The organism is Comamonas sp. E6 (genome assembly GCF_001010305.1).
In the GTDB taxonomy this organism is placed as follows: Bacteria; Pseudomonadota; Gammaproteobacteria; order Burkholderiales; family Burkholderiaceae_C; genus Comamonas; species Comamonas thiooxydans.
The window spans coordinates 1-1,023 of record NZ_BBXH01000068.1 but is presented as its reverse complement, the minus strand read 5'-3'; the positions used below and the strand labels follow the sequence as shown (position 1 = coordinate 1,023).

Here is a 1,023-nt window from a genome sequence, read left to right as displayed (position 1 = left end):
GTGAATGTGACCCGCGAAGTGGACGGTGGCCTGGAAACCGTGGCCCTGTCCACGCCCGCCGTCATCACCACCGATCTGCGCCTGAACGAGCCCCGCTACGTCACCTTGCCCAACATCATGAAGGCCAAGAAAAAGCAGCTGGACACCTTCAAGCCCGAAGACCTGGGCGTGGACGTGACGCCCCGCCTCAAGACCGTGAAGGTCTCCGAGCCTGCCAAGCGTGGCGCTGGCGTCAAGGTGGCCGATGTGGCCGCTCTGGTCGACAAGCTGAAAAATGAAGCAAAGGTCATCTAAGGCCCCCTGAGCCGCTTCGCGTCATCCCCCCGCAGGGGGACGACACCCTCGGTGCGGGGCGGCCCTTCCTCGGTGTCCCGCGCTTGAGCCGCGCCAGATTGGCCGGCTGCGGGTAATGCAGGCACCATGAAAAATTCTAGAGAAAGACGACTGAAATGACCTCTCTCGTTATTGCAGAACACGACAACGCTTCGATCAAGACTGCGACCCTGAACACCGTGACGGCTGCCAAGGCTTGCGGCGGTGATGTGCATGTGCTGGTGGTTGGCGAAGGTGCAGCCGCTGCAGCAGCCGCTGCCGCCCAGATCGCCGGTGTCTCCAAGGTCATCCATGCCGACGGCGCCAGCCTCAAGGACGGCCTGGCCGAGAACGTCGCCGCCCAGGTGCTGGCGATTGTGGGCAGTGGTGCCGGCAACTACAGCCACATCCTGTTCCCCTCGACCGCCTCGGGCAAGAACGTGGCGCCCCGCGTGGCCGCCAAGCTGGACGTGGCCCAGATCAGCGACATCACCAAGGTCGACTCCGCCGACACCTTCGAGCGCCCCATCTATGCGGGCAACGCCATTGCCACCGTGCAGTCCGCCGATGCCGTCAAGGTCATCACCGTGCGTACCACCGGCTTTGACGCAGCCGCTGCCACTGGCGGCTCGGCGGCCGTGGAAACGGCGGCTGCCGTGGCCGACAGCGGCAAGAGCGCCTTTGTGGGCCGCGAAGTGACCAAGAGCGACC

2 pseudogenes are annotated in these 1,023 nt (G+C 64.9%); both read left to right on the top strand.

The annotated features are described in order from the left end of the window. Positions 1–294 (top strand): annotated as a pseudogene (locus CSE6_RS25940) (electron transfer flavoprotein subunit beta/FixA family protein); the annotation flags it as partial. Between the two features lie 155 nt (positions 295–449). Further along, positions 450–1,023: pseudogene (locus CSE6_RS25935) on the top strand (electron transfer flavoprotein subunit alpha/FixB family protein); the annotation flags it as partial.